The organism is Streptomyces sp. NPDC026538, assembly GCF_055567535.1.
This window is the reverse complement of record NZ_JBVHQG010000001.1, coordinates 87,082-94,458: the sequence shown is the minus strand read 5'-3', so window position 1 is coordinate 94,458 and position 7,377 is coordinate 87,082. Positions and strand designations below refer to the sequence as shown.

The 7,377-nt window shown below is 69.2% G+C and carries 8 protein-coding genes; 3 read left to right on the top strand and 5 right to left on the bottom strand.

The features are described from left to right. Positions 1–70: 70 nt before the first annotated feature. From thpD to ACZ4N4_RS00440, 5 genes are all read right to left on the bottom strand, one after another. Complete coding sequence (thpD, locus tag ACZ4N4_RS00460; RefSeq protein ID WP_450763025.1) at positions 71–958, bottom strand: ectoine hydroxylase; 888 nt, start codon at positions 956–958, stop codon at positions 71–73. A gap of 3 nt (positions 959–961) precedes the next feature. Continuing rightward, positions 962–1,360: an ectoine synthase gene (locus tag ACZ4N4_RS00455; RefSeq protein ID WP_351496114.1), complete on the bottom strand. Its 399-nt coding sequence runs from the start codon at positions 1,358–1,360 to the stop codon at positions 962–964. A gap of 31 nt (positions 1,361–1,391) precedes the next feature. Further along, positions 1,392–2,663, bottom strand: coding sequence for a diaminobutyrate--2-oxoglutarate transaminase (gene ectB / locus ACZ4N4_RS00450; protein ID WP_467582827.1), 1,272 nt, complete (start codon positions 2,661–2,663; stop codon positions 1,392–1,394). Positions 2,664–2,674: 11 nt separating this feature from the next. Further along, positions 2,675–3,190 carry a diaminobutyrate acetyltransferase gene (gene ectA / locus ACZ4N4_RS00445; RefSeq protein WP_360481607.1) on the bottom strand — a complete coding sequence of 172 codons (516 nt, stop codon included), beginning with the start codon at positions 3,188–3,190 and terminating at the stop codon, positions 2,675–2,677. Positions 3,191–3,546: 356 nt separating this feature from the next. Further along, positions 3,547–4,647, bottom strand: a complete 1,101-nt coding sequence (locus ACZ4N4_RS00440) for a pyridoxal-phosphate-dependent aminotransferase family protein (RefSeq protein WP_467585246.1) — start codon at positions 4,645–4,647, stop codon at positions 3,547–3,549. 216 nt (positions 4,648–4,863) lie between these two features. Between ACZ4N4_RS00440 and ACZ4N4_RS00435 the strand changes: the two genes are divergently transcribed. Genes ACZ4N4_RS00435 through ACZ4N4_RS00425 form a run of 3 tightly spaced genes read left to right on the top strand, consistent with a single transcriptional unit; the run spans position 4,864 to position 7,321 of the window. Further along, the gene (locus ACZ4N4_RS00435) at positions 4,864–5,718 is read left to right on the top strand and encodes a transporter substrate-binding domain-containing protein (protein ID WP_467582824.1); all 855 of its coding nucleotides are present in this window, start codon (positions 4,864–4,866) and stop codon (positions 5,716–5,718) included. After that, positions 5,715–6,551 carry an amino acid ABC transporter permease gene (locus tag ACZ4N4_RS00430; RefSeq protein ID WP_467582821.1) on the top strand — a complete coding sequence of 279 codons (837 nt, stop codon included), beginning with the start codon at positions 5,715–5,717 and terminating at the stop codon, positions 6,549–6,551. The genes ACZ4N4_RS00435 and ACZ4N4_RS00430 overlap by 4 nt, the downstream gene beginning before the upstream one ends. Next, a complete protein-coding gene (locus ACZ4N4_RS00425; RefSeq protein WP_453573876.1) occupies positions 6,548–7,321 on the top strand; it encodes an amino acid ABC transporter ATP-binding protein in 774 nt (257 codons plus the stop codon). Before ACZ4N4_RS00430 ends, ACZ4N4_RS00425 begins: the two co-directional genes overlap by 4 nt. Positions 7,322–7,377 lie beyond the last annotated feature (56 nt).

Below are 7,377 nucleotides of genomic sequence, written 5' to 3'. Positions count from 1 at the left end.
GTGAAGTCCCGCGCGCCGATGCGGTGTCCGGTGGCCGCTGCGCGGCGGGCCGGTCGGCTGTGCGCTCGCGTCACCGCACGGGCGTGAAGTCCCGCGCCCCGATGAACTCCGGTCGGCGGACCGGAGCCGAGAACGGTTCCACCGCCGCGTTCTCCACGCTGTTGAACACGATGAAGACGTTGCTGCGCGGGAACGGCGTGATGTTGTCGCCGGAGCCGTGCATGCAGTTGCAGTCGAACCAGGTCGCCGAACCGGCCCGGCCCGTGAACAGCTTGATGCCGTACTCGCCGGCCATCGCGGTCAGTGCCTCGTCCGAGGGCGTGCCCGCGTCCTGCATCTGCAGCGACTTCTTGTAGTTGTCCTCGGGCGTGGCGCCGGCGCAGCCCAGGAACGTCCGGTGCGAGCCCGGCATGATCATGAGCCCGCCGTTGGTGTCGTGGTTCTCGGTCAGCGCGATCGAGACCGACACGGTCCGCATGTTCGGCAGCCCGTCCTCGGCGTGCCAGGTCTCGAAGTCCGAGTGCCAGTAGAAGCCACTGGCCCCGAACCCGGGCTTGACGTTGATCCGCGACTGGTGGACGTAGACGTCCGAGCCGAGGATCTGCCGGGCCCGCCCGACCACCCGCTGGTCGCGCACCAGGTTCGCGAACACCTCGCTGATCCGGTGCACCTCGAAGACCGAGCGGATCTCCTTGGACTTCGGCTCGACGATCGAGCGCTCGTCGGCCCGGATCGCCGGGTCGGCGACCAGCCGCTCCAGTTCCTGCCGGTACACGGCGACCTCGTCGTCCGCGAGGAGGTGCTCGTCGGCGAGGAAGCCGTCCCGCTCGAACGCCTCCAGCCGGTCCGTGGCGATCGGGCCGGCCGCGCCGGGCGCCGACCAGACGACCGGGTCCTTGCGGGGTACGGAGACCTCGACCGGGCCACGGCTCGGGTACAGGTCGGTGATCGTGGTCATGGGTCAGCCCTCCTCCGTCAGCAGGGGATAGACGCCGTTCTCGTCGTGGTCCTCCCGGCCGGTGACCGGCGGGTTGAACACGCAGATGCAGCGGAAGTCCTCCTTGACGCGCAGCGTGTGCCGCTCGTGCCCGTCGAGGAGGTACATGGTGCCGGGCGTGATCGTGTACGACGTCCCGGTCTCGCGGTCGGTCAGCTCGGCCTCGCCCTCGACGCAGACCACGGCCTCGATGTGGTTGGCGTACCACATCGACGTCTCCGTGCCCGCGTAGAGGATCGTCTCGTGCACCGAGAAGCCGACCCGCTCCTTGGCGAGGACGATGCGTTTGCTCTCCCAGGTCCCGGACGCGGCCTTGACATGCCGGTCGGTGCCTTCGATCTCCTTGAACGAACGGACGATCACGGTGGGGTACAGCCTCCTTGCTAGATCCTGGTCAGACGGTCTCCCGGACGGCACGGGCGAGGATGCTCAGCCCCTCGTCCAGCTCGTCCGGGGTGATGGTCAGGGCGGGCAGCAGCTTGACGACCTCGCTCTCCGGCCCCGACGTCTCTATGAGCAGCCCCAGTTCGAAGGCGCGTTTGGCGATCCGCCCGGCCCGCGCCTTCTCGTGGAACTCCATGCCCCACACCAGACCCCGGCCCCGGTACTCCCGCACGTCGGCGAGGTTCTCCTCGACGATCGCGATGAGCCCCTGCTCGACCTGCTCGCCCTTGGCCCGGGTCTGCTTCTCCATCGCCGGGCCGTCGGTCCAGTAGCTCTCCAGGGCGGCGGCCGCGGTGACGAAGGCGGGGTTGTTGCCGCGGAAGGTGCCGTTGTGCTCGCCCGGCTCCCACACGTCCAGCTCGGGCCGGAACAGGCACAGCGACATGGGCAGTCCGTAGCCGCTGATGGACTTCGACACCGTGACGATGTCGGGGACGATCCCGGCCTCCTCGAAGGAGAAGAAGGCGCCGGTGCGTCCGCAGCCCATCTGGATGTCGTCGACGATCAGCAGCATGTCCTGCCGCTCGCACAGCTCCTTGAGAGCGCGCAGCCACTCGGGCCGTGCGACGTTGATGCCGCCCTCGCCCTGCACGGTCTCCACGATCACCGAGGCGGGCTTGTTGAGCCCCGACCCGTGGTCCTCGAGGAGCCGCTCGAACCAGAGGAAGTCCGGGACGGTGCCCTCGAAGTAGTTGTCGAAGGGCATCGGCGTCCCGTGCACCAGCGGGATCCCGGCCCCGGCCCGCTTGAAGGCGTTGCCGGTGACGGCGAGCGACCCGAGGGACATGCCGTGGAAGGCGTTGGTGAACGACACGATCGCCTCGCGCCCCTTCACCTTGCGCGCCAGCTTCAGCGCGGACTCCACGGCGTTGGTGCCGGTGGGACCGGGGAACATGACCTTGTACGGCAGGTCGCGCGGCCGCAGCACCAGGTCCTGGAAAGCCTGGAGGAACGACCGCTTGGCGGTGGTCGACATGTCGAGGCCGTGGGTGACCCCGTCGCGTTCCAGATAGTCGAGCAACGCCCGTTTCAGCACCGGGTTGTTGTGGCCGTAGTTGAGTGACCCGGCGCCGGCGAAGAAGTCCAGGTACTCGTGGCCGTCCTCGTCGTACATCCGGCTGCCCCGGGCCTGGTCGAACACGGTCGGCCAGGCACGGCAGTAGCTGCGGACCTCGGACTCCAGGGTCTCGAAGACACTCAGGTCGGGCTGGGTGATGGTCACAGGGAGGCTCCTCAGTGCGATGTGGGGGTCAAGGGGCCGATGCGGTACAGGACTTCGGGGTCGTGCGGACCGTCCGGGAATTCGCCGGCCTCGAACAGCACGGTGCGCTCGACGGTGGCGCCGTGCCGGGCGGCGTACGAGGTGAACAGCCGCTCGGAGGCGGTGTTCCCGGGCGTGATGGTGGTCTCCACGGCGGTGAGCGGTTGTTCGGCGGCCACCCGCGCCGTGAGCCCGTCCAGCAGCTGCGCCGCGACACCGCGGCCGCGCTGCACGGCGTCCACGGCCACCTGCCAGACGAGCAGCGTGTCCGGGCGGTCCGGCCGGGTGTACCCGGTCACGAATCCGACCGGCTCGCCGTCCGCGCCGCGCGCCACCGCCGACGTGCCGGCGAAATCCCGGCACCACAGCAGATAGCTGTACGAGGAGTTCAGATCGAGGCTTCCGGAATCCTTTGCGATACGCCACAGGGCGGCGCCGTCGGTCACCATCGGGCGCTCGACGATCAGGTCTGCTTGTGGTGCGGTCATGCGGACTGAATTTAGCGAGGCAAATGCAAAAATGCACGGCGGGTGCTGTTGCCAGCCAGATCCGCCGTGCCTGTATGTGCCGATATTTCCCACCACAAACCGGGCAAATGACCCGCTTATGTGGAGTGTGTCACAGGGTTGAAACCTGGATGAAATTCCCCCGGTTTAGCTCCGCAAAAAGCGGGCAGAAGAACTCAGGTAAGCCATCCAATAAAAGGGAATTCGGAATTGCCTTGAATTCTGGCGCCGTTAACGCTTTCGATACGCCGCCGACGGCCAGGACGAGTCGTCCGGCGCGGATGGCGTCACCGGTGCGGGCTGAATCGCCGGTGTCGCCTCCCGCCCGCTTCCGGCCGCTACCGCCAGACGGACTCCACTGCCCGCCGGGCCCCCTCCAGGTCCACCGTCCGGCCCCGCTGCGCCAGCCCCGCGCCGAGTGCCGCCAGGCTCGCGTGGACCGCGCCCACGGTCGCGTCCACCCCGTAGTGGTTCACCCGGATCATCTCGGTGGCCAGCGCGCCTCCGCCCGCGGCCAGCGGCAGCGTGCCGTCGCCGGCCAGCGCCTCGGCGACCAGCTCCGACGCCACCACCCCCGACGGCACCCGCAGCGTCGTGGCGACCGGCGCCGCGTCCGACTCCTCGTACACGTACGGCTCCAGGCCGCCGCCCAGGGCCACCGCCCCGGCCCGGGTGGCCAGTGCCGCCGTGCGGTGACGGCGCATCACCGTCTCCGGTCCGTCCGCCTCGATCCGCTCCAGGCACGCCTCCAGGGCGAGCATCTCCAGCTGTGCCGGCGCGTGCAGCAGCACCTTGCGGCCGCCGCCGAGCCAGCGCTCCTTCCAGTCCAGCAGCGACAGGTACGACCGGCGCGGGGCCCGCGGGTTCGCCGCCATCCGGGCCCATGCCCGCTCGCTCACCGACACCGCCGAGACGCCGGCCGGCCCGCCCATCGCCTTCTGTGCCCCGATCACGCACAGGTCCACGCCCCAGGCGTCCGGGAGCACCGGCTCGGCCCCGACCGAGGCGACCGCGTCCAGATAGAAGAGGGCGCCCTGCTCCCGTACCACCGCGCCGATCTCCGCGACCGGGTTGGTGTTGCCGGTCGCCGCCTCCGCGTGTACCAGGGAGACGAAGTCGATCTCCGGGTGTTCGGCGAACGCCTCCCGGATCTGTGCGGCCGTCACCGCCGTGTGGAACGGCACCGCGAGGTCGATCACCGTCGCGCCGCAGTCCCGCAGCCAGTTGCCGAAGGTCTGTCCGTAGGGACCGGTGATCACGTTCAGCGCGGTCGTGCCCGGCCCGGCGGCCGCCCTGATCGCGCCCTCCAGCGGCAGCAGCGCCTCGCCCTGCGTGATCAGGACGTCCTGCCGGGTGTCGAGGAGCCGGGCCACGCGGTCCTCGATGGCGGCGAAGTGCGCGGCGGTCAGCGGGGGCAGGTCGAGGAAGGGGTGGGTCACGGCGGTGCTCTCTTCGCTCACGGAGGGGTGGACCAGCATGAGCGTAACCGGCGCCCACCGCAGCCCATTGACCGGCGGCGGACGCCGGTGACCGGCGACTTCTTAGGCCGGACGGCCTCATTGCCATCGGATTGGTTTGAGAAGCCCAAACATCTCCTTATAATCGGAACCCGCAAACGGAATGCAAAGCTCCACCACAGACTCACGGGAGGTCTCGTGACCACGCTCCTCGGGCACCGCCGGGCTCGCGCCCTGGCCGCCGTCACCGCCGCGGCCGGGCTGGCCCTCGTGGCCGGCTGCACGTCGAGCGGCAACGGCTCCAGCGCCTCCAGAACGGCCGCCGGCGGGGTCGAACTCGTCAAGGCCGGCCAGCTCACCACCTGCACCCACCTGCCGTACCCGCCGTTCCAGTCGGAGATCGACGGCAAGGTGCAGGGCTTCGACGTGTCGATGATCGACCTGGTCGCCAAGAACCTCGGCGTGAAGCAGCAGATCCTCGACACGCCGTTCGAGAACTTCAAGACCGGCGCCTTCCTCAACTCCGGCGAGTGCGACCTGGCCGCGGCCGGCATGACCATCACCGCCGAGCGCAAGAAGAACGTCGACTTCTCCGACCCCTACTTCGACGCCACCCAGGCCCTCCTGGTCGCCAAGGACAGCGGTATCACCTCGCTCGCCGACGCCAAGGCGAAGAAGGTCCAGCTGGGCACCCAGGCGCAGACCACCGGCGAGGACTACACGAAGGCGCAGGGCTTCGACCCGGTCTCCTTCGAGTCCTCCGACGCCGTTCTTAACGGCCTGCGCACCGGCCAGGTCAAGGCCGTCGTCATCGACTACCCGGTGGTCCAGGGCTGGCTCAAGGACAAGGCCAACGCCGCCGCCTTCCAGGTCGCCGGACAGATCAACACCGGTGAGCAGTACGGCTTCACGGTCAAGAAGGGCAACACCAAGCTCCTCGCCGCCGTCAACAAGGCGATCGCGGACGCCAAGGCCGACGGCACGTACAAGAAGCTGTACGAGAAGTGGATCGGTCCCTACGACGCCTCGGCCGCGTCCCCGGCCGCCTCATGACCGTCGGCACGGACACCGAACTCCAGCCTCGCAGGAAGGGCCTGTCCCGGCGGCAGAAGCGCCGGCTCTCGCGCGGTGTGCAGTACGTCGTCTTCGTCGCCGCCGTGATCGCCTTCGCGGTCGGCGCCGACTGGGGACGGCTGCGGAACCAGTTCGCCCAGTGGGACATCGCCCGGCAGATGTTCCCGGACGTCATCACGCTGGCGCTGAAGAACACCGTGCTGTACACGGTGTCCGGCTTCGTCGTCGGCCTCGCGCTCGGCATGCTGATCGCGCTGATGCGGCTCTCCTCCGTCGGCCCCTACCGCTGGCTGGCCGGCGTCTACATCGAGATCTTCCGCGGCCTGCCGGCCCTGCTGATCTTCATCTTCATCGGGGTCGCGGTCCCGCTCGCCTTCCCCGGCACGGAGATCATCGGCGGCACCTACGGCAAGGTGGCCCTGGCCCTCGGCCTGGTCGCCGCCGCGTACATGGCCGAGACGATCCGCGCGGGCATCCAGGCGGTCCCCAAGGGCCAGCTGGAGGCGGCCCGTTCACTGGGCTTCTCGCCCGCCCGCGCGATGGCCTCGATCGTCGTCCCGCAGGCGTTCCGCATCATCCTCCCGCCCTTGACCAACGAGTTGGTGCTCCTCTTCAAGGACTCCTCCCTGGTCCTGTTCCTCGGCGTCACCCTGGAGGAGCGCGAACTGTCCAAGTACGGCCGCGACCTGGCCAGTACGACCGCCAACTCCACGCCGATCCTCGTCGCCGGCCTGTGCTACCTGCTGGTCACGATCCCGCTCGGCTTCGTGGTGCGCCGCATGGAGGCGAAGGCCCAGGAGGCCGTCAGATGAGCCGACCCGAGATCGAGCTGAAGGGCCTGCACAAGTCCTTCGGCGACAACGAGGTGCTGCGCGGCATCGACCTGGAGATCGGCCAGGGCGAGGTCGTGTGCGTCATCGGCCCGTCGGGCTCCGGCAAGTCCACGTTGCTCCGATGCGTCAATCTCCTGGAAGAGCCCACCAAGGGCCAGGTGTTCGTCGGCGGCACGGAGTTGACGGACCCCGATGTCGACATCGACGCCGTACGCCGCCGTATCGGCATGGTCTTCCAGCAGTTCAACCTCTTCCCGCACCTCACCGTGACCGAGAACCTCACGCTGCCGCAGCGCCGGGTCCTGAGGCGGGACAAGGCGACGGCGGCACGGGTGGCCGCCGAGAACCTGCAGCGGGTGGGCCTCTCGGAGAAGGCGGACGCCTACCCGGCCTCCCTCTCCGGCGGCCAGCAGCAGCGCGTGGCGATCGCCCGCTCGCTGTCCATGGGCCCCGAGGTGATGCTCTTCGACGAGCCGACCTCGGCCCTCGACCCGGAGCTGGTCGGGGACGTGCTGGCGGTGATGCGGATGCTGGCCCGGGAGGGCATGACCATGATGGTCGTCACCCACGAGATGACCTTCGCGCGGGAGGTCGCCGACCGGGTCGTCTTCATGGACGGGGGAGTCGTCGTCGAGGACGGCACACCGGACCAGGTGATCGGTAACCCGACGCACGAACGGACCCGTCACTTCCTGTCCCGGCTGCTGGACCCGGCCATGGCGCAGGTGGAGGAGGACGGTACTCCGTAGGACGCGCCCGCTGGGACGCGGCCGAAGGGGCGCGGGGCCGTATTCGATATGCGGCT

Excerpts from the sequence above, each read along its gene's own strand:
- thpD (WP_450763025.1), bottom strand. The coding sequence starts at position 958 with ATGACCACGATCACCGACCTGTACCCGAGCCGTGGCCCGGTCGAGGTC.
- ectA (WP_360481607.1), bottom strand. The coding sequence starts at position 3,190 with ATGACCGCACCACAAGCAGACCTGATCGTCGAGCGCCCGATGGTGACC.
- ACZ4N4_RS00430 (WP_467582821.1), top strand. The coding sequence starts at position 5,715 with ATGACCGTCGGCACGGACACCGAACTCCAGCCTCGCAGGAAGGGCCTG.
- ACZ4N4_RS00425 (WP_453573876.1), top strand. The coding sequence starts at position 6,548 with ATGAGCCGACCCGAGATCGAGCTGAAGGGCCTGCACAAGTCCTTCGGC.